Raw genomic sequence first — 22,601 nt, 5'->3', positions numbered from 1 at the left:
GTCTACAAAACCATAAACCTTACCGGCTACAGTTTTAAAACCATATTTATAGCCATTTTCGTCTTTGCTGTTTTTCACAGCAAAAACTGCCTTTAAAGCATTTGGAACACGAAGATTGCAATCTCCGCCAGATAACGATTTCACAGAGAGCTTAACGATCTTTCCATCTTTCCATTGCAGATCAGTAATTTCAAAATTACCTCTTGCACGCAGACCTTTTACACTTCCACTAGTCCATTCTTTGGGTAAAGCAGGAAGCAATTCAATTTCTGAAGTTTGACTTTGAAGCAACATCTCCGCAACACCAGCAGTATAACCAAAGTTACCGTCTATCTGGAAAGGAGGATGTGCGCAAAACAAATTCGCATAAATTCCACCACCTTCATTATAATCAACACCAGAACCACCTACAAGTGTAATAAAGTTCTTAAGAATCAGATAAGCATGATCACCATCATGTAACCTTGCCCAAAAGTTCATTTTCCAGGCCATAGACCAACCAGTTGAGGCATCGCCACGTGCAAGTAAACTTACTTTTGCAGCTTTTGTTAGCTCTGGTGTTTCAGTCGTACTGAACTGTCTGCCCGGATGTAGACCAAAAAGATGAGATGCATGTCGGTGGTTATCCTTTGGATCATCACGATCTGTTTCCCACTCCTGTAACTGTCCCCATTTACCAATTTTGGGTTTTAACAGGTGCTCACGCATATCCATTACTTTATCTCTATAAGCTTTGTCAACGCCTAATGCATCAGCAGCTTCAATATAATTGGTAAACAGATCATACACGATTTGCTGATCGTACGAAACACCGTCTTCAGTAGGTCCATGTTCTGGCGACCAGCCCTTTGGTGCTACCAAAGTGCCATCATCTCTACGTTTCAAATAATCATCCCAAAACTCCGTGATCTCTTTTAGTATCGGGTAACCAAAGTTTTTAAGGTAAGCTTTGTCTCTTGTAAATGCGTAATGTTCCCAGATAGACTGTACATACCATGCACTACCTGGTGTGTTCCATAAAAAGCTTTCGCCACCAAAAATGTTGTTTTCCGTTTTCACAGTCCACCCACGTACCCCAGGATACTCCTTTTTGGTATTTTCCTTTTTCACTTCGCGCATACTGTTTATGTAATCCAGATATGGAAAATGAGATTCAGAAAGATTGGTAGGCTCTGCAAGCCAATAATTCATTTGTATATTAATGTTCGAGTGGTAATCAGACCGCCATGGCGGGTTGTTACTTTCGTTCCATAAGCCTTGCAAATTGGCAGGCAAGCCCCCTTTTCTCGATGAGTTGATTAACAAATATCTTCCATACTGAAAAATAAGTGCCTCCAATTGAGGATCTGTTGCTTTCTTATAATTAATTATCCTTTTATAAGTTGGAAGCGACAGCGTTGCTGCCGGGGTAGCACCCAGGTTTAACGACACTCTTCCGAATAAATTCTGATAATCTTTAATGTGATTGTTTAGCAACAGCTGATAGTTTTTAGTTGATGCCGCCGCCAAAATCTGTTTAACTTTAGCATCAGGATCCTCACCTTTCCATTGTTGATCACGCTTATTGCTATAATCAGTTGCTGCTGAAAGTAAAATAGTAAATGCATCTGCCTTATTAATATTTAATTGAGATCCACCTTTACCATCCGATTCTATAACTGCAGATCCACCTTCTGTTTTTACCAATAAAGTAGCGCTGTATGCCATTCCATTTTCAAGTTTCCCAGCAATGGTTAACCTTGTTCCATCAGCGGTAACTTTTGCATCATGAGCATCCCTAAGTTGTATAGTAGCCGAGGATCCTGCCTTTTTATTGGCAGTAAAACGCAACACCATTACCTTATCAGGGAAACTGCAAAAGTACTCACGTTTATAGGCAACGCCATTGTCTGTGAAAGAAATTTTCTGAACAGCTTTGCTAATATCAGTTTCTCTGCGATAATCAGCAGGAACAGCGGCCTTAGCATCTTTGTCTTTAAAATTGATGTACACATCACCAAATGCTTGATAAGCACCTGTATTTGTTTCGTCCCCGGTCCACAAACTAATTTCATTAAATTGAATGTGTTCTTGTGAGATTCCGCCAAATACCATCCCGCCAATTCTTCCATTTCCCATAGGGAAAGCTTCTGTCATCCATTCTTTGGCAGGCTTATTATCCCATAGTTTTAAGTCCTGTGTGGGTTGCGCTACTTTCTTTACCTGAGCAGTCAGACTAAGCTGAAACAGCAGGAAAATAAAAAGTGCATAAATTTGTTTTTTGTGTGGTTTCATTTTGTGATATACAGGTTTGGTTAAAAAGTGTTTTCAATGATACTTAAATAAAGCACATAAAAATTCAGCAATTCTTACATCATCTTAAGGGATTTTAACATAAAACAGGTAATGATCCCTGAGATTAGCTGTACTTTTTAATCACCAATCCTTTTGTAAACATACTGTCTGTCGGCATTTATAAGGAGTTGCATTTTTCGTTTTTTGCCTGAGAATACAGCATCAACCGGATCGTTCTCATTTACAAAGAACTTTTCATTTGCATAGGGTTTTAGTTCAGTAACTCCCTTTTTCCGAATCATTGTAACTATGCCCGTTGTTACGGTTATCTTCAAGGTATCGTTGGCAAGATCATTATAATAGGAGCCCTGATAAGTATCCAGCAGTTCCTGATCTACCGGAACTTTAGCGTACTTAAACTTTTTGATGCCCAGCAACCAGGTATATAAACTATCGGTATTGTATGCTGAAGTCCAGCTGTCGTGGCCGTCTTCCGGAAAAATAGTGAATTTAACATCCGGATTTATAGGTTTTAGTGCATTAACCATATCCTGACTTGCTTTAAGCGGAACAACATTATCCTTTCCTCCATGAAAAACCCAAACAGGTGTATGCCTTATTGCCCAGACTTTGGAAACATCCCCCCCTCCACAGATCGGCACAACTGCGGCAAACATCTGAGGATATTTCATTGCCATATCCCAACTGCCATAACCACCCATACTTAAACCCGTTAAGTACAATCGATCTTCATCAATTCTATACTTTTTCTTAATATCCTTCATTAAACGCATTAAATCTGTGCTTTCCCAGCGTTCTCCTTCTGGCACCTGGGGCGACACTACAATGAATGGAAACTTTTTCCCATCGGCGATCAATTTTGGTAAACCATTTACTGCAACCTTGCTTACATCATCTCCACGTTCACCACTGCCATGTAAAAATAATACAACAGGGAATTTTTGTTGATCATCTTTATTATAATTTTCCGGTAAATAAAGGAGATACTTTAATTCGTTGGTATATTTTTCCTGGCTTTGCTGGGCTAATAAAGCACCACAAAACAGATTGAAAACGACTAAGAAGACGAATAAGAATTTCATATTGAACAAATTAATAATCAGACTCTTAATATACGAGAATGTTACTAAATTAACCAGTTAGTTAAAGCTAAGATTTTATCTTTTTTATAGAAGCGATATCTCCAAGATCTTTTTTTCTTCCCGAGGCTTCTTTATTTTTTATGAACTCGGTTACGTTAATAAAGTTAACTTTAAGATTATCAACCTCGCCATCCACTCTATTTATATAAGCTTCATCAAATTCAACACCGGATATTGCATTTAGGATATCAATCCGTAAGGGTGGATATCCCAATTGAGTAACATAATTTTCCTTTAAAAAATCTTGTTCAGTTAAACCTAATGATCCAAAACCAAAATCATTCAATACCTTAATCATTCTTGATGCATTTTTGGCGCTTGGTTTAATCCAAATATCTAAATCTCCGGTATGTCTGGGGCGACCATGGTACGCAAGTGCATGGGCACCCACTATCATATAATCAACCTTATGAAGATTGAGCAATTCTATAAAATCAATAAAATCTTGTTCGAAGATCATAATTTCCTTTGTTGAACTACTTTTTCAATTTTTTCGGGAAATTTACCATCTGCCCAAGTAAAATAGTTTTTTCTCAAGCGACTAACTTCAGATAATCTCTCGGAAACTGTTCTGCTAAGCCAAAATAAAACATCGAGACTGTCTTCGTCTTCCATTTTGACCTGATTAACTACCATGGCTATTTTTCTACTGTGCTCCATATCTTAAGACTACGATGAAATCACTAAAAATTGATATCCTCATTACAAAAATAAGAAAAAAACAAGACTGTTTTATATCTATATATGCCCTATCTCAGTCTACCTAAAACATTGATAGTTGCTCATCTCTCGATTGAGAGTTGCTTTGAAAAACAAACTCTCCAATTACTACAAATTGGCCTTCGTTCACACGAACACGAAGAACTATTCTATCGCAAATAAAGTTTAGATTTACTTTTGTATCCATAAACAGATCTCTTGCCAAGGATAATTGTTCGTGGTTTAATCTCCTACCTATTGATATATGAGGGTTATAACTTCTATGAGTCAACTTAACTTTCATACCTTGTTGAATCCTCTTCATACATTGTTTAAGTATAATCTCTGACTCCTTATCTGGCAATATGCATATTACTCCATTTTCATATACATCAATACGATCAAATGTTAAATCCAAAGGCGGTTCAGAAGTACAAAGCTTAAGCAATTGACTTTTAATAGCTAACAATTCTCTTTCACCAATTACATTAAACTCACATATTGTTATGTGAGCCTTTGAATTTCTACTGCCATACCAACCAGCTACGGATGCCAGCTCATCTTTCATAGCCTTCACCTTTTCCATTACTGAGAGAACAGGATATATCGCTACTGAATAAACAGAAATTTCACTCATATCTATAATAAAGATAAGAGATTACTTCTTACTCCTTGCCTTATATCTTCTGTAAGAAACAAAAGCCAAAGCAAAAACTACCGCCAGCGTAATATACACCCACGACGGAATTGGCACAGGATCACCTTGCGCATACGAATGCAAACCAGTCAGGTAGTAATTAACCCCGAAATAAGTCATGATTATACTGGAGAAACTTAACAGCGACAGCAAATTAAACAAGTACTTACTTCTTAAGCCCGGAATTAAACGAACGTGCAGTACAAACGCATAAACAATAACCGAAATAAACGCCCAGGTTTCTTTCGGGTCCCAGCTCCAATAACGGCCCCAACTCTCATTAGCCCATACACCACCTAAAAACGTACCAACAGTAAGTAAAAATAAACCTACCGTTAACGACATTTCATTCACAATCGTTAGCTCAGTTATCGAAGCTTTAACCTTTGCACTGATTTTATTGTTATCAATTACATAAAGTATCAATACAACTGTACCCATCAATGCACTTAAGCCAAAGAAACCATAACTAGAAGTAATAATTGCTACGTGAATCATCAACCAATATGATTTCAATACAGGAACCAGCGGAGTAATCTGAGGATTCATCTGAGAACCACCGTGTGCAAAGCCCATCAAAATCACAGCAATTAAACAACCCGCAGCAGGTATAAACGCATTACTGTTTCTATACATTAGTAAACCGGATAAAACACCTATCCAGCTAATAAACAATACCGCTTCATAACCATTACTCCAAGGCTCATGCCCCGAAATATACCAACGAGCTCCTAAACCAACCGCCTGTAAAGTTGCTGCAATGCCGATAAGTATCAAAACTACCTTAACCAGTGTATCAAGTGATTTAGAATTCTTAAATAGCTTCATGAAGGCAAGTGAAAGTATCACTACCCCTAGAATGGCATAAGTAATCATCAGATTCAGGAATATATTCCATGAGTTATAACTGATCTCCCATTCTACTTTCGACTGTGAAGGCACTACATTCTTACCATATTTCTGTTGCGCTTCGCCAATATCTTTCAGTGCTGCATCGGCCGAAGACCAGTTACCTGATACCTGAGCGTCGTTAACAGCTTTAACATAACGGCTAATAGCACTTGGTTTAACGGAAATACTATCTAAATCACTTATAGTCATAGCAATCCAGGTATTATTCGCATCACCAATAATTGGAGAAACACGTAAATACTGCCCATAAACCAATTGCTCCATAGCCTGTAACTTATCATTCAGATCAATTACATCTTTATCGTAGCTATTTTGTTCAGCAGGTTTCTTAGCAAATGCCTTTGCATAATCGTCTTTTAATCTGAATTCAGCAGTCCCGTCCGAATTAATCTTTATCAAATTTACCATCGAAGTATAACCTTCGGGAGTAGCGCTCACAGTTTTAAGCAATTCAGGCCCACCCTTAGTATTTACTTTAATCAACGGAACGTTGATCCAGTTGAAAGGCATTGTCGAAATAGATAAGAAAAACTGGTTTGCATTTAATGTATAAAAACGATCCTTGCGATGTAATTTCCTAAGGATTTCCAGTGCCATCGTATTAACAGGTTCAATCCGGCCATCAATATTTTGCACCAATAAATGGCCAAACTTATCGGCATGAGTCTCATCTATTTTAATAGATGAAGCAAATTGTACCGGGTCTAAGGTTTTAGTAGGCAAAAACAGTTGCGTATCATTATGCTCATGTTTATGTTCTGGGGCAGTACCATTCCCAGGCACAACGTTGTGCTCATTATCGTGAACCTCACCATTTTCATGAACATGAGTAGTTGCGCCATCAGTACCATGCATATCTATCTTCTGACTAAAAGCCGCACCGACAGGCAAAAAGAAAAGCAGCAACAACAATGTTTTCGATTTAGAGATTGTTTTCAATTGCTCATTCAATTTCGAAAAATGAGTCCCTTTCCAGAATAGCGTAACAAACATGCCTAAGAAAAGTAAAATATAACCAATATAAGTAACGTTGGTACCCAACTGATCATGATTTACAGATAGAATCGTCCCCTTTTCGTCCTCATCAAAACTTGCCTGAAAAAAGCGATAACCAGAATGATCCAATACATGGTTCATAAATATTTTATATGGTGTTTCTCCAGCCTCATCCAAAATCATGACATCAGAAGAATAAGAAGCCGGACTATTACTACCCGGATATTTTTCCATCTTAAAATCTACCAATTTAAGCGAAAACGGCGTTTGATAGATCTTAGATCCATAAGCCAAGGAAATCCTCAAACCGCCAACTTCACTTTGATGTTGAAAATTTGTCATCCCTTTTCCACCGTAAAACGACACCGTATCCACAGCGGTTGGTGTAGTAATTTGTACTTTCACTAAATCCAGATCATGCTCATGAGTCCTTTTATCACCCTCAAAATAAATGATGTGGCCTGGTATTGCAGGCTCAGGAACAACAAAGGCAAATCCACCATAAGTGTATAAGCTTCTTAAATTGAAGGGCTGAGGAACATTATTTCCAACAACAGGTTTTCTTTCCTGGGTAGCCATAATCATATAATTACCCTCGTAAGGAGAAGAAATCTGAAGTGCACCGCTTGCATCACTTATATTGATGGCACCCGGTGTTTCTTTGTTAAAAGAAACCAGCATGTTCTGCATCAGCTGCACACCACCCGTAGGAATATATTTATTTACACGTTTACCATTTTCAAGTACAACAAGATGTAAGGTTGGTTTACCAGTATCACCGCGCACCAATGAATCCTGTGCCCTTGCATAAAAATCAACAACCTTTAGCTTAACACGCTCTCCATTGTAATCGTACTCAGAAGTAAATGTCTTTTTAAAAGGCTTTAAATACATAGGAATGCGGCTAGAAGTTAAATTAGCAGGCACATCATCATATGCCAATGCCGCATCACCCTTACCTATCTGTACCTTAATAAAGGTCTTATCCGAAATAATGTCTTTACTTGTTTCGCCTTCGCGGATATGCATTGATCCTTCAAAACTTATATATCTTGTGATATAACCACCAATAAAAATAAGCACAAATGCGAGGTGGAATACCAATAGAGGCCATTTCTTACGTTGCAAAAGTTGGTATCTGCCAATATTCCCAATAAAGTTCAATACCAGGATTAGCATAATCAATTCAAACCACCAGCAGTCATAAATTAGCGCCTTGGCAACAGATGTTCCATAGTCATTTTCCACAAAAGTGGCCATGGCCATAGAAAAAGCATAAAGCAACAACATCACACCCGTGGTACGGGTTGAAAAGAGAATTTTACCTAACCTGTTAGTCATTATTAATGTTTCTTTTTTATTTCTACCAATAAGATTTTCTGAATCTTACCTAAAAAAATGATTTGCGTATTATAATTGGTGGCAAAGATGCCCCTAGCAAATCAAAAAAAATAAGGGTAATTGAATTTATGGCAAAAATAAGACTAAACGCCACCTAATAGAGTTGAGAAAAAGGAAAAGATACCTGTTTATATAAAACATCATCCAAACCATAGATGTCCTTATAGAAATGAACAACACCCTTTTTATCCGCCCAGGCAGTATAATAGGTAATACAAACAGGAACCTGAAGAGGTAGTCCGATATATTTTGCTCTTGGATAACCATTAGCCATCGCTTTTTTTATCTGATCAAACTTTGGTCCTTTACCAAACAGTGCATAAGCAAGGTTTAAAGGTTGTTCGACCCGCACACAACCATGGCTCACTGCCCTTATACTTTGCTTAAATGGCGATTGTGTAGGTGTATCATGGAGGTAAACGCTACTCTCATTATTAAAAAGAAATTTGATCCTGCCAAGGGGATTTTGCTCKCCCGGCTGTTGTTTAAATGAATAAGAACCTGTTTCTTCAGATTGCCAGTCGATAGCTTCCGGATCGCCCACAAGCTTACCATTCCGGTATACATTGATATCGTTGTTAGCAAAATAATACCTGTTTCTTTTTGCGTACGTGATGATCTCATTACTTGCAATGCTTTGCGGGATATTCCAAACCGGATTTACCTGTACACTATAGATCATGCTGCTCAGTTGAGGAGTTTCCTTATTCACTTCCTTTTCACCAACACAAACCTTCATGCGAAGCACCACTTTTCCGCTATCTATCACACTCAACATAAACTCTGGAATATTTACCAGCACATATTTATCAGCGGTAGGCTTGTTTTTCCACCTCAATCTTTCCAGGTTTACCATTAGAGTGCGATAAATACTGTCACTTTCCTTTTCCGATTTTAGTGCTTTTTGCAAAGCCAGGTATTGTTTGTCTTTTGGTTGTATGCTATCAAGGTAAGTTTTGATATTTCTTACTTCAAAAACCTGTATAATACTCATGCTATCGGGTCGCAATGTTGGACTGCTATAATTAATATAAACCCTTGCCGGATCGGTAATCCCAAATTGCAAAGCATTACTATATTTGATCATTGCATCGGCAATGACCAATTCAAGCTCCATAGCATCCTGATAAACTTCCCATTCTTTTCTCCGGGAATCTTTATCATTATAATTATCCAATAACTTTTTTATACGGCTTACCGAAAAAACTTCCGGATCTATCCCATGAACATTCGCGTTCCCTAAATAATCCTCTAAAGTTCGTAGCTGATTATCCGGCATAAAGCGGGACACGAGTACAGGTTGAAATTCATTTCTCTTATAAAAAGAGTCAATTTGCTCTGGATAAGTAAAAGTAAGGTGGCTGGCTTCAAAAACTTTTTTGAATTCGGCTGCGACATCCATTTTTTCAGCATGTTTCTTTAAAATTGGAGGCTCTATTTTATTTAGCCGCACCAGTGGTGTTGGTGTAGCAGTACGCTTAACGGTACAGGATAGGCAAAACAATATACAAGTCATCATGACAATGGCCACCTCCCTCAGAAAAGGGAGTTTAAGGGGATGATCTATATTAAACATCTCGATGAGACTTATTATTCACTAACAAATAAAGTAACAACTTGTTTTGTCAGCATCCCCCTCTTCTTTGTGAAATATTGCCAGGTGGTTGCCTTGAGCTTTTTAAGCGGTTTATTCGGCTCCCATCCGAAACAACCCCAAAAAACGCCTTAGCAACCTCCTAAGCAACATCCTGGCACTAGCCAGAAATATCAATACGTCTAAATTTATGAAAATGCTACGAAGCATTTGTAGTTTTTTTGAAAAAAAGCATAAAATAACCCGCGACAAATGAATGTCGCAGGCTATTTAAATTAACGCTCTCGATACAAACATAGGGAGCAATTATGAAGATTTGATGAATTTTTTTAAATATTTAACCAATACACCAATTTTATTACCAAAGCCCTGTTTTTAACAGCAAAAGGTTCGGGCAAATAGTTATCAGTATATACAATAAACAGATCTGAAGCAGGGCGATATCTCCATTGGAACCTCGTATTTACATTCATATTTTTCATTTGCTCGTTGTATTGCACAAAGCCGGTAAGAAACAATGTATTTGTCATGGTAACATCCAGCCTTGGGCCTACAAGCCAGAAATCGTTGTATCCCCATGGTTTGGGCAGGTTCAGCTTATTGTAGTTTGCACTTAGTGCAATACTTACATATGGTTGAAAACGATAACCAAATTCCCCACCTAATGTTAATCGTTTACCATCGGCATAATAGCCTCCATAGCGAGCATTCAATGCATATGTAAACAAGCTCTGAGGTTTAGACACATAATCGGCCCCAACGGTTGTCCAATTGTGCTCACTTCCAGCTACAAGCGTATCTATTTTAGTACTTACCGGATCAAAGGGTTGCAGAAGCTTAATGTAAGTACCAGACCCCCATACGGTAAGTGTGTTCCTGCTTCTAAACACCATTCCATAAGATGCCAACAGCTCGTTATCCGTACGGTGCATATTTTCATCAAAGAAATTGGTAGATGTAATTTGTGGCCCATGACTCAGTAATGGTCCTTTCTTTGGAAAGAAAAGACGGGTAATCTGTGGCATCATTTTAACATATCCCTGGCGGGGCACGTAACCTACCTCAGCAGTATAATTGCGGCCTACATATTCATGTTGCCAGCTAATGTTCCATTTACCACTTGTGTATTGCAGGTTAGCGGCATGCGTCCAGTCGTGTCCACTTTTCCCGGCTGCAACCGTGAAATTCTGAGCGGGCAAAGCAGTAGAGTTCTGTTTCTCTGTTTGCATATTCATAATGCCCAGCCTCCAATCCTTGTTTAATTTACCGCTTAAGCGTGCACCAAATTTAATGGGTACCCCCAGGCCTATCCTGCGGGAAAAGAAAGGTCGAATACCTGCATACCCGAAATTGGTAAACTGGTCTCCATTTTCCAGAAAGAACTGCCTTCTTTCAGGGTAAAATAACTCAAACCTATCTAAATTAGTGACTTGTTTATCTACATCTACCTGCGAAAAATCAGGATTTACGGTAAGATCAAGGTTTAGGGAAGAGGTAATAGCCACCTTAGCATCTAGTCCTATATCCTTACGATATGTTGATGGCTTATCCGTTTCATAATCTTTAATAACGCCACCAAGTGCATACGGGATTAGAGAAACAGTAGTACCTGGGTCTGGCGGTGGCATATCCCATACCAGCGTACCGGTATAAGCTAAGGAAGCTGATGGAAACTGTCTTGGTACAGGTGCCCAACTACTTTTTTCCGTAGTTTTCAGATCATTTCTGCCGAAGTTTATCCCCCATTTTGTAATACCTTTCTTATATCTGATACTTTTAAATGGGATTACAGCTTCAAAAACCCACTTATCGGGATAGTTCTTTACTACAGATTGCCATTTATTGTCCCAGCTCAGATCTACCTTACCGCCATCATACATTAGGCCATCCCATTGTGCGCCCGCAGCATTGGCACCAAATGCGAAACCATTGGTTTGATCATCAAATGGATCCATGAACATAATAAAGTTGTCGTTTTTTAAAAAGGAAAAATCACGGCGCAGAGATTCTACCATATAAGGGCCGGGTGCCCCGTTATAGTTTACTACTGAAAGGTAAAGATTCTGCTGATCGTAGGTCATCCGCACATCAGTACGCACTTTGGCATAACTGGTATCCATTGGCAGGATCATGTAGAAATCTGATGCTACGTCGGCATCTTGCCAGGCTTGCTCATCTAATTCCCCATCTATCTTAATGGTCGACGAAGCTTTATTGATATGTAACTGATAAGCATCATTTTTTTTTTGAGCTGAAACAGATAAACAGAAAAAGAAAGCAAGTAAAAAGAGGCTAATTCGCACAATAGGTTAGGTTCGGTTAAAAGGCCCAAAGTATAAAAAAAAGATAGGCGCTGCAATATTGTAATTGTAACATGATGAACATAATAGCCCCAAAAACCTACGAGACTGAAAAAATTTAATAAAAAAACAGGTCGAAACAACAAAGTGGCTTTATCTAAAAAAGATTATTCCTAAGTTTACAATGAAAAACCTACACATAAACCACAATAATGAAACAAAACTTCATTTCTACAATGTTCAGGGTAGCAATTGCCCTGAGTTTACCCCTGATTTTCTTTGGCTGCTCAGTTAAGCAATCCTCACCAAGCCCAAAATGGGAACAAATGTTCGATGGAAAGGACTTAAATGGCTGGGATGTAAAAATAAGAAAGCATGATCTGAATGACAATTACGGAAATACTTTTAGTGTTAAAGACGGAAACATTCAGGTTAGATATGACAAATATTCAGAATTTGATGAGCAATATGGTCACCTGTTTTACAAAAAACCTTACTCATATTATCTTATAGGAGTAGAGTATCGTTTTGTTGGAGATCAAGTAAAAGGCGGTCCGGGATGGGCATACCGCAACAGCGGCATCATGATCCATGGTCAGGATCCTGCTACGATGAAAAAAGATCAGGATTTCCCTAACTCTATAGAAGTTCAGCTATTGGGCGGCGCTGGCAATGGCGAACGCTCAACTGCAAACCTATGTACCCCTGGTACTCAATTTGTAAAAGACGGCAAAGTGATCAAAACCCATTGTATTGAATCTAACTCAAAAACTTTCAATGGCGATCAATGGGTACGCGTTGAAGTTCTTGTACTTGCAGACTCTTTAGTGGTTCACTATGTGAATGGCGAAGAGGTATTACGCTACACCAGACCACAGTTAGACCCTGTTGGCGGTGCTGCAGAGGGCCAGCTTTTAAAAGGCGGTTCTATTTCATTACAAAGCGAAAGCCATCCGGTAGATTTCAGAAAAGTTGAAATCATCAATTTAGAAAAGTATGCCAAGAGCCCTGCTAAATTACAGGAAGTGGTTCAAAAACTAATGGCAGAAAAAAGAGTAGCAAAACAATAACACACTTACAGTAAACACTTAATAGAATACACAAATGATTAAATTTTCTTTAAGCCTTATTTATTCCCTGATACTATTCCTGGGAATAAAAAGCTTCGTGGGCGAACCAAAAACCACCTCTTTTGACCCTCCTGAATTAACAATTACGCCGTTTGCCGGCCCTGATGTTACACCAAGTCCCGCTTGTCTGGCTGTTGCTGCAACAGGCGAAGTTTTTGTAGGTGTTGATATGATCGGATCATTAGGAAAAGATCCGGGCAAAGGCCGTATCCTTAAACTTGTTGATAAAGACAACGATGGTAAAATGGACCAGCATGTAGAATTTGCAATGGTTGATAACCCTCGTGGTATTATCGTGCAAGGCGATAAGGTCTTTGTATTACACACAACCTTCTCTAAAGAAACTGGTAAAGCTACAGGAATGGCGCTGGTAGTTTTTGAAGATAAAGATGGTGACGGAAAGGCTGATGGTCCTGCAAAACCTCTAATTGAAAACCTTAGTAATACTAAATACATTCAGGAACGTGGAACAGACCACGCTACAAATGGAATCAGAATGGGTATAGATGGTTGGATTTACATTTCTGTTGGTGATTTTGGATTTCATAATGCAGTAGATCGTTCTGGCAAAAAACTAACCATGCTTGGTGGTGGTATTGTCCGCGTGCGCCCTGATGGCACCGAAATGGAAATATTTATTCATGGAACGCGTAACGTTTATGATGTGGCTATTGATCCGTACATGAATGTTTTCACAAGAGAAAACACCAATGATGGTGGTGGATGGAATGTTCGCTTTTCGCATTTTATCCAATCTGGAGAATATGGATATCCTGTTTTGTTTCAACACTTTACTGATGAAATATTACCGGCATTAGTAGATGTTGGTGGAGGTTCAGGTACCGGCGCTTTATTTATGAGCGAACCAACCTGGCCTGAAAAATACAACAACGTTCCAATGATGGCTGATTGGGGAAGAAGCATGCTCTATATCCATAGAGTTACACCTGATGGGCCTACTTTCACCCAAAAAGAAGAAGAGTTTATTAAACTTCCTCAAATCACAGATTTAGATGTTGACGGATCGGGCAGACTTTACCTTTCTGCATGGGATGGCGCAGGTTATTCTGGTAGCCCAAGTAAAGGTTATGTAGTTCGTGCAGTACCAAACAACTGGACATATAAAGCATTCCCAAATGTTGAAAAAGCCTCTGTTAAACAATTAGCAGAATTGCTTAAATCAGCCAGTGCAGTAGCCCGTTTAGCTGCTTCGCAGGAGCTGATTAACCGTTCGAACAAACAAGCTACTGCAGCTGCTTTAAAAATTGCTTCCGACAAAAAACTTCCTTTATATGCACGTGTTGCTGGTATTTACACTTATGCACAAGCTGCTGGTGTTGATGGAATCCCTGCTTTATTAGCATTTACAAAAGAAGATGCGATGAGAGAGTTCGCATTGAAAACACTTGCAGATCGCAAAAACAACTTACAAAATGTTCCAACTGAGCCGTTTTTAGAGGGACTTAAAGATCCTTCTCCACGTGTTCAAGCTGTTGCTGCAATAGGACTAGGTCGTTTAGGACATGTAGAAACTGCCACTGCCCTATTACAAACCAAAGTTCCTGCATCATTTGTAGAACCTGCTAAAGATGTAGAGGGTCCTCATGCTACTCCTAATCCCGCTATTGTTCAACCTCACTTAGCTGTACAGGCATTAATAAACCTTAAAGCTGTGGATGCTACTATAGCAGCAATTAATGGTGAAAATTCAACGCTTGCATTGTGGGCTTTACGTTATATGCATGATCAAAAAGCGGTTAATGCATTAATTGATGCGTATCAGAAATCGAATGACGAAAAGTTTAAAACACAAATCCTGACAACATTGGCTCGACTTTATAAGAAAGAAGATGCTTATGATGCGTCATGGTGGTGGGGTACAAGACCAGATTCTCACGGTCCATACTATAAAGCAGTATTATGGGAAGGTTCTCCGGCCATAGAGAAATTCCTTGTAGGAGAATCAGAGAAAAAAGGTGCCAGCGGCAAGCAATTTTTCGCAGACTTAGATGCCCGCAATCGTATGGATATCACTGCATTTGCTACCGAAGAAAAAGTTGCTGCTACCGAAGAGCCTAAAGTAGATCTTGAAAAGATTAAGAATCAAAAAGGCCAGGTTGGTAAATCATCTATTGAGGATGTTTTATTGGCCATCAATAAATTAGAAGGTGACGCGGTTAAAGGTAAAGCATTATTTACCCGTCAGGGATGTATTGCCTGCCATAGCATCAGCAAAGGCGAAAAAATGAAAGGACCATTTATGGGCCAAATCGGTTCTATTATGAATCGTGAGCAAATTGCTGAGTCTATCCTTAAACCAAGTGCTTCAATTTCGCAAGGATTTGCTACAGTGATGATCTCTGCTAAGGGAGATAAAACTTATATGGGCTTTATTACTGAAGAAACAGCTGCTAAGGTTGTGATGCGTAATATTGCCGGTGAAGTTTTCACTATTAAAGCAAGCGATATCTTATCGCGCAAAGAAATGGATTCATCTATGATGCCAGCGGGTTTAGCCAATTCATTGTCGTACGATGAACTTGCTTCACTTGTTACTTTCCTTTCTCAGCAAAAGAAATAATTTAGGCGATCGTCTGATGATTCAAGAGATCTCTCACATGCGTTCGAGATGACGGTAGCGCCTGGACGGTCACTTAAGAATCACCTTTAAAACCTTCCTGCCAGTGAAATTCCATATGTTTTCGGATTACCCAAATGGGCAGCACCGAAATCATAAACATAATCTACATAGGTTTTATCACTCAAATTTCTTCCCCAGAAAAACACGTCAAATCTCTTATTAGAAACACCAATTTTTGCATTGAACAGATGATAGCCTTTTTGCTCAAACCGGTTTTGAAGATCAAAAAATTGATCTCCTGTATACGCCCACTCACCTCGTGCAATCAAATTCAGCTTATTAAGGTTTTCAATTTGATAGCCGTACTGCAATGCAAGCATAGAAGTCATTTCCGGTGTGTAGATCTGTTTGTTGCCATCAAAATTCACAACCTCCTTATCTACCGGCAAACTCAATGATTTATATTTTGCATCAGTATAGCCAAAGTTATAATCAACGCTTAGTCCTTTAACAGGTCTGGCCGAAAGTTCAACCTCAACACCTTTACTACTTAATTTTCCTGCATTTCTGGTTATTGTTATTGCATCTGGCAAGATCAGTACAGGTATTTGTGCATCTGTAAGTCTAACATAAAAAGCGGCAACATTAACGCTTAAGCGTTGATCGAAAAAGGTATTTTTAGATCCAAACTCCAGATTATTACCATATTCTGGTTTGTAGGCCACTAAAGGTCTTGCAGTTCTGTCGGAACCGATTTGTGTAAGACCGCCAGCACGAAAACCTCTGCTGTAAGTTGCATAAAGGCTATGGTCAGCCACAAACAAATAAGCAAGACTAACTTTAGGAGATAATGCGTTGAAAGTAGCAGTTGCGCTGGTATCTTTTTGTTCAACTATAGGCTGCGTCTCGCCAGGCATTAACATCTCTCCATATACCCCTTGCTTTTTATGCTCATAATCATAACGTAAACCGGCAGTGGCCGACAACTCATCTGTTATTGCATAGCTAACCTGCCCAAAAGCAGCTAAGCCAAAGCCCTTCCCTTTGTTAATACTTATGATATTAAGACCAGGCATAGACCCTACCATTTCCGCATCTTCACCAAAAGACAAGCCTTGTTTTACCGGGTTTTTCTGATAGAAGCCATACACGCCTCCTACCCATTTAAGCTTTGAAGTAGACGATGAAGGAGAACTGAACTTGAACTCCTGAGTTAAAACCTGTATTTTATTCCAGTCCTTACCATAGTTATTAATAAGAGAAATTCCATCGATCGGTGAAAAATCACTGTCTATGGGTTTATCATAATACCTGTAGTTAGACTGATAAGCACTTTGAGAAGTAAAATTAAAACCATCACCAGCATAATTTGCAGACAATGAAGCGTTAAACAAGTTATCAAACATCTTTGTTAACGTATTCTGGTTTACTTTAAAAGGGCTACTTAATGCATCCTCAACAGAAGCCACTAATGGAAATGTTCCGTCATTACGGTTCTCATTATGTTTTACATTTAAAGTTAAATCAAACTTTGAACTGCCCTGAAATTTCAGATAATAATTTCCCAGGTAGCCATGTAAACGATCATATTTTTTATTGTTAAACTCATTGGTATAAAATCCACTTTGCCTGTTAACCAGACCTGCTGCACCAAAAAACAACTTATCCTTAATTAGAGCAGTTCTGATACCTGCGCTATAACGCTGCTGACCATAATTCCCGAAATCAACACCTGCAAAACCAGTTGTATAATTTGCGGGCTTTTTGGTGATAATGTTAATTACCCCACCCATTGCATTTCTGCCATACAAAGTGCCCTGAGGGCCACGCAATACTTCTATCCGTTCTAAATCAAACAGAGAAGAAATGTATGTATCCAATCCAAATTGATTTACACCATCAATATATGTAGCTACCGCCGGATCGTAAGAAGTTGTAGTAATACCTCTTATTGAGGTTACATTCCTTCCATCACCAGGGTTACTGCTATAAAGATTTGGAACAATAGCCGACAAATCTCTGGTGTTCTGTATCCTGTAATCATTCACTTTTGCTGATGAAAAAACAGATATACTGGAAGGTATATTCTGAACATTTTCTTCAGTTTTCTGTGCAGAAACAATTACTTCATCCAACTTCAACCCGGCATCTTCTAAAGTAATATTCAGGCTCCTGTTATCATCGGTTACCAGTTTATTTATTGCTGCATAACCCACCGCGCTGAACCTTAAACTTACTTTGCCCGAGGGAACATTAACAAGTTCAAAAGCACCTGTCAAATCTGTAACTGTACTTAAATTTGTATTTAATACCTGTACCGTTACTGCATCAACAGGAACTCCCTTAGCGTCTTTAACCGTTCCTGAAATCTTATTCTGTTGTGCACTCGCTGCAAAACAGATGAAAATGCTTAAACACAAGCACGCTATTATTCTATTCATTCTATTTCTTTTGTACAATTATTAATTGGAAAYGGCCTCAAAAGCAGCACTGAAATCCCCAATAAGATCTTCTGTATCTTCAATACCTACAGACAATCTAACCATAGAATCAGGGATTCCCATTTCATCCCGTCTTTCTTTACCTAATTCGAAGAATATGGTATGAGCAACGGGAATTGCAAGTGTACGGGTATCACCAAGGTTGCTTGATTTGATAACCAGTTTAAGCTCATTCAGGAACTTAAAGCAATCGATGCCATCAACTAGTGCAAAACTCAGTAATCCGCCATAGCGATGGAACAAGCTTGAAGCAAGTTCATGCTGAGGGTGACTTTTCAATCCAGGATAATAAACTTTACTGATTAAAGAATGCTTATCCAGAAATTCTGCAAGTGTAGCCGCGTTACTGCAAGCACGTTCAAGCCTTAAAGCAATAGTTTCAGAACCCACAGAAATACTATGCGCTGCTTCAGGAGCAAGCGTGCCACCACCATCACGTAAACCTCTTTTTCTTATTTGCGTCATTCCCTGCATTTCCGGACGGATCTGCTCGCGGATTATTGGTGCAATGTTAGGAAAGCTAAGCCAATCGAATAAGCCCGTATCAGTTACACTTCCACCTAATGCATTACCATGACCGCCAATATATTTTGTTAAAGAGTTAATGATAAGACTAGCCTTTACTGCAACCGGACGGAACAAGTAAGGTGATGTCATTGTATTATCTACTACATAGATCAATTTTTTGTCTTCACAAAAATCACCTATAGCACCTAGATCTGATATTTGGGTAGCAGGGTTTGCAATGGTTTCTACAAATACCATTCTGGTATTTTCCTGATAGGCATTTTTAATATTCTGAACATCAGTTGCATCAACAAAAGAGATGCTCAGGCCCATCTCCATATATGTCTGCATAATACTTCTGGTATTACCAAAAAGGTATGAACTTGCAATAATATGGTCGCCTGCTTTTATTAAAGCCAGTATGGTAGAAGAAATGGCAGCCATTCCGGTAGCAAAAGAAACAGTAGCAAGACCCTGTTCCATTTGTGTTACTTTATGCTCAAGTGCAGTTGTTGTTGGATTGCCCTGACGGGAATAAGCATAACCCTTTGTTTTGTTTTGAAAAACATTTACCAAGCCCTGGACATCATCGTATCCCCAGGTTACTGCGTTATGAACAGGTTGATGTAATGCACCGAATTCTGGTTTCAAAAGACGGTCTGAATGAAGTATGGTGGTTGTAAATCCTTTTTTATCGCTCATTTAAACTTAATTTATTCAAGAAAACAAACTTCCATCTTTTATTTTAAAAAAAAGACGTTTTGCATAGGAAATCTGAAATATTACCAGTCTATTAACAGAATGGTTACTTTTACCATTAAATCTAAAACACACAATGAAACCATCTTTAGTACTCATTTTCATCTTATTCCTGATTACAGGAGTTAGCGCTCAACAAATTAAATACGGTACCGGAAACGACAGTTGGAATCCCGACTCTCTGGGGAACCATAGAGCTGTACTAACGGTAAGCGCAGCTGGAAATGTAGCAAAAGCAACTATCGAATGGCGAAGAAGAGACACCCATCCCGAGCTTAAGGATATTTGGGTGGTTGATGCAAAAACCAACAGCAGAATCACAGATGTAAAGGCGGCAAACATCAGCAGAGAACAAGGGACCATCTATTTTGAGCCAACCTCAGGAGCCGGCACTTATTATGTTTACTACATGCCGTACCAGGTAGAAGGACGTTCAAATTACCCAAATGCTCAGTATAGAAAGGCTCCGACAGCTGAGAGTCAGTGGCCAAAATCAACCGCAAACGCTGTACCTGCCAAACTTGTACGCATAGAGGCAATTAATGCAATGAGCAGTTTCTACCCTATGGAAGTAATTGCTACCGCAGCAGAAACTAAAAACCTGATTAAACAACATCCACAAAAAGACTATCTTGTTTTTACTGAAGACAGGGTTAATCCTATAAAAATGCAGGACGATCTGCCTCAGTTATGGATCACAAAAGGATTAAAGAACGCTTTCTCCGGAACAGCATCTAAAGGAGAAAACTACACCTATCAGCTCGGTATTTATCCGGTAAAAAAAGATATTAATGATGTTAAAGTTACCTTCAGCGATCTAAAAAATAAGGCAGGCAAATCCATTTCTGCAAAAGCTTTTTCATGTTTAAATACCGATGGCGTTAACTGGGATGGCAGCCCGTTACATAAAACTGTAAACGTAGCCAAAAACAAAGTTCAGGCCTTATGGATACTTGCTGATATCCCTAAAGACATTAGCGCAGGTATTTATACAGGTACAGCAACTGTTAGCGCCAAAGGCTCGGCCAGTACAATTATCCGGATTGTGCTAACAGTAAACAACACTGTCCTGGCAGATGGAGGTATAAATGAACCGCAAAAACAAACCCGACTTAAATGGTTAAATTCAACCATGGCAGAGAAAAATGAGGTTATTGCTCCTTACATTCCTCTTGTTATAAACGACAAAACCATTTCTCTGCTGGGCAGAAAGTTCACCATAAATCAGGACGGCTTACCTGCTCAGATACAAACATTCTTTACACCGGAGATGACAGAATTATCGGCCACTCCAAAAAACATCCTTACCGAGCCTGTTCATTTTCATGTAACTAGACCAAACCATAAAGATATTAAATTTAAAACTTCCGAAATTACCTTTACAGATAAGCAGCCGGGCATTGCAAAGTGGACTTCAAAAAGCACATCCGACAGTTTAAACATGGAGGTAAATGCCTCACTTGAATTTGATGGTTTTGTATCGTATACAGTTAAATTCATCGCTGTAAATGATATTAAACTGAGCAACATCAGCTTGCATCTTCCCTTCACCCCAACCGCTGCTAAATACATGATGGGCCTTGGTCAGAAAGGTGGTTATCGCCCGGATTCCTTAAACTGGAAATGGGATGTAGCCAACAAAAACCAGGATGGCGCCTGGATAGGCGATGTAAATGCAGGTTTACAATATTCACTAAGAGACAATCATTATGTACGTCCTTTAAATACAAACTTCTATTTACAGAAACCTTTGCTATTGCCAACATCATGGGGCAACGAAGGTAAAGGCGGTATTAAAATCGCTAAAAAAGGACAGGCCATTCTGGCCGACAATTACAGCGGAGAACGCCTGATGAAAAAGGGCGATACGTTATATTACAACTTCACTTTACTAATCACTCCTTTCCACCCAATCAATACCGACTTTCAGTGGAGCAACCGCTTTTATCATAAATACAACAATCTGGACACCATTAAAGCAACAGGTGCAACACTAATAAACATACACCATGCTACGCCTATTAATCCATTCATCAATTACCCTTTTATTGCCCACAAGGAAATGAAAACCTATATTGATGAAGCACATTCAAAGGGGCTTAAGGTTAAAATTTACAATACGGTCCGCGAGTTATCGAACAGTGCTTACGAGACATTCCCATTGCGCAGCTTGGGTCACGAAATTTACTCGCCAGGTAAAGGCGGTGGCTATTCCTGGTTACAGGAACACCTTGGCGAAGATTACATAGCGGCATGGTATGTACCCGAAATAAAAGATGCAGCTGTTGTGAATAGTGGAATGAGCCGCTGGCACAACTATTATGTTGAAGGCATGAACTGGCTGGTTAATAATGTTGGCATAGACGGGCTCTATCTGGATGATGTAGCTTTCGACAGAACTACAATGAAACGCGTAAAAAGTGTACTTACCCAAAACGGACATCCTGGCATTATAGACCTGCACTCGGCAAACCAATACAATAAAAGCGATGGCTTTAACAACAGTGCAAACCTATATATGGAGCATTTCCCTTATCTAAACCGTTTATGGTTTGGTGAGTATTTCGACTACGAGAAAAGCACTCCTGATTTCTTTTTAACAGAATCTTCGGGCATACCATTCGGGCTAATGGGCGAAATGCTGCAAGACGGTGGTAACGCATGGCGCGGAATGGTTTACGGAATGACTAACCGCATGCCATGGAGCGATGGCGCAGACCCTCGTGCAATATGGAAAGCCTGGGATGATTTTGGTATGCAGGGCACTAAAATGATCGGCTATTGGGTAGAAAACAATCCGGTTAAAACCAACAACCCTGATGTATTGGCAACCATTTATAAGAAAGACAAAAGTGTGCTGATAGCACTTGCAAGCTGGGCTAAAGAGGATACAAAAATAAAACTGAGCATAGACTGGAAAGCATTGGGAATTGACCCGGCAAAGGCAACAATAACTGCCCCTGAGATTAAGAACTTTCAACCCTCAAAAACTTTTGCTGCAATAGATGAGATCCCGGTAACAAAAAACAAAGGCTGGATGATTGTTGTTAAAGAAAATTAACTTGTAACATTGCACAACAATTTAAC

The 22,601-nt window shown here is 39.2% G+C and carries 13 protein-coding genes; 3 read left to right on the top strand and 10 right to left on the bottom strand.

Annotation, left to right across the window (positions count from 1 at the left end; genetic code table 11):
• From AC1DDX_RS14400 to AC1DDX_RS14365, 8 genes are all read right to left on the bottom strand, one after another.
• Nucleotides 1–2,274, bottom strand: a 2,274-nt coding sequence (locus AC1DDX_RS14400; protein WP_477622193.1) for a glycoside hydrolase family 95 protein, incomplete at its 3' end; no start/stop codon positions are given.
• Nucleotides 2,275–2,411: 137 nt separating this feature from the next.
• Complete coding sequence (locus AC1DDX_RS14395) at nt 2,412–3,377, bottom strand: carboxylesterase family protein (RefSeq protein WP_337716403.1); 966 nt, start codon at nt 3,375–3,377, stop codon at nt 2,412–2,414.
• Nucleotides 3,378–3,444: 67 nt separating this feature from the next.
• Nucleotides 3,445–3,897 (bottom strand): hypothetical protein, encoded by a 453-nt coding sequence (locus AC1DDX_RS14390; protein ID WP_246269397.1) that lies wholly within the window; start codon nt 3,895–3,897, stop codon nt 3,445–3,447.
• On the bottom strand, nt 3,894–4,052 hold the full coding sequence (locus AC1DDX_RS14385; RefSeq protein ID WP_246269395.1) for a hypothetical protein: 159 nt from the start codon (nt 4,050–4,052) through the stop codon (nt 3,894–3,896). The genes AC1DDX_RS14390 and AC1DDX_RS14385 overlap by 4 nt, the downstream gene beginning before the upstream one ends.
• A 148-nt stretch (nt 4,053–4,200) precedes the next feature.
• Nucleotides 4,201–4,773 (bottom strand): 2'-5' RNA ligase family protein, encoded by a 573-nt coding sequence (locus AC1DDX_RS14380; RefSeq protein WP_172659519.1) that lies wholly within the window; start codon nt 4,771–4,773, stop codon nt 4,201–4,203.
• A gap of 21 nt (nt 4,774–4,794) precedes the next feature.
• The gene (locus AC1DDX_RS14375; RefSeq protein WP_337716401.1) at nt 4,795–8,082 is read right to left on the bottom strand and encodes a cytochrome c biogenesis protein; all 3,288 of its coding nucleotides are present in this window, start codon (nt 8,080–8,082) and stop codon (nt 4,795–4,797) included.
• 154 nt (nt 8,083–8,236) lie between these two features.
• Nucleotides 8,237–9,718 carry a L,D-transpeptidase family protein gene (locus AC1DDX_RS14370; protein ID WP_288881091.1) on the bottom strand — a complete coding sequence of 494 codons (1,482 nt, stop codon included), beginning with the start codon at nt 9,716–9,718 and terminating at the stop codon, nt 8,237–8,239.
• A gap of 347 nt (nt 9,719–10,065) precedes the next feature.
• A complete protein-coding gene (locus AC1DDX_RS14365) occupies nt 10,066–12,039 on the bottom strand; it encodes a carbohydrate binding family 9 domain-containing protein (protein WP_477622192.1) in 1,974 nt (657 codons plus the stop codon).
• 209 nt (nt 12,040–12,248) lie between these two features.
• Here AC1DDX_RS14365 and AC1DDX_RS14360 point away from each other — a divergent pair, with 209 nt between their 5' ends.
• On the top strand, nt 12,249–13,106 hold the full coding sequence (locus AC1DDX_RS14360) for a 3-keto-disaccharide hydrolase (protein ID WP_172659516.1): 858 nt from the start codon (nt 12,249–12,251) through the stop codon (nt 13,104–13,106).
• Nucleotides 13,107–13,140: 34 nt separating this feature from the next.
• Nucleotides 13,141–15,747 carry a DUF7133 domain-containing protein gene (locus AC1DDX_RS14355; RefSeq protein ID WP_337716399.1) on the top strand — a complete coding sequence of 869 codons (2,607 nt, stop codon included), beginning with the start codon at nt 13,141–13,143 and terminating at the stop codon, nt 15,745–15,747.
• A gap of 86 nt (nt 15,748–15,833) precedes the next feature.
• Here the strand turns inward: AC1DDX_RS14355 and AC1DDX_RS14350 are convergent, their stop codons facing one another.
• The gene (locus AC1DDX_RS14350) at nt 15,834–18,188 is read right to left on the bottom strand and encodes a TonB-dependent receptor (protein ID WP_337716397.1); all 2,355 of its coding nucleotides are present in this window, start codon (nt 18,186–18,188) and stop codon (nt 15,834–15,836) included.
• Nucleotides 18,189–18,209: 21 nt separating this feature from the next.
• Nucleotides 18,210–19,457, bottom strand: coding sequence for a cystathionine gamma-synthase family protein (locus AC1DDX_RS14345; RefSeq protein ID WP_477622191.1), 1,248 nt, complete (start codon nt 19,455–19,457; stop codon nt 18,210–18,212).
• Between the two features lie 133 nt (nt 19,458–19,590).
• On the opposite strand from AC1DDX_RS14345, the gene AC1DDX_RS14340 reads away from it, so the two are divergent.
• The gene (locus AC1DDX_RS14340) at nt 19,591–22,575 is read left to right on the top strand and encodes a glycoside hydrolase domain-containing protein (RefSeq protein ID WP_172659512.1); all 2,985 of its coding nucleotides are present in this window, start codon (nt 19,591–19,593) and stop codon (nt 22,573–22,575) included.
• Nucleotides 22,576–22,601: the final 26 nt, after the last annotated feature.

The sequence above is a fragment of the Pedobacter sp. 10L46_2 genome (assembly GCF_056395165.1).
Note: the sequence above shows the minus strand (reverse complement) of the source record. Positions and strands in the feature narration are given on the sequence as shown.